The following is a 266-nucleotide window of genomic DNA, read 5'->3' as shown; positions in this document are numbered from 1 at the left end:
AAGGACCTGCTCCAGCGCGCTCTGGAGCTCGCTGGCGTGCAGGGACTCGGGGTCGATGCCGTGGAGGCGGAGCTCGCCCGCCTGGAGCGGGACGGCACGCTGCTGCCACTGAGCGCCGCCGAGAGGGTGCCGGGCGCCCACGCGTGCTGGACCAGCCCGGGCATCGCCGCCTGCGAGGCCGCGATGCTGCGCGCCGCCGACCGCCCGCTGGAGCGGATCTGGATCACCCCCGAGGCGGTCGAAGCGGCCCTTGCGCGGGCGGGCCA

The 266-nt window shown here is 76.7% G+C and carries 1 protein-coding gene; it reads left to right on the top strand.

What is annotated here, in order from left to right; translation table 11 throughout:
* Positions 1-266, top strand: a 266-nt coding sequence (locus KZZ06_RS21095) for a hypothetical protein (RefSeq protein WP_219581902.1), incomplete at both ends; no start/stop codon positions are given.

This window comes from Sulfitobacter sp. CW3, assembly GCF_019392245.1.
Taxonomy (GTDB): domain Bacteria; phylum Pseudomonadota; class Alphaproteobacteria; order Rhodobacterales; family Rhodobacteraceae; genus Sulfitobacter.
The sequence above is the reverse complement of the archived record's forward strand: the minus strand, read 5'-3'. Positions and strand labels throughout refer to the sequence as shown.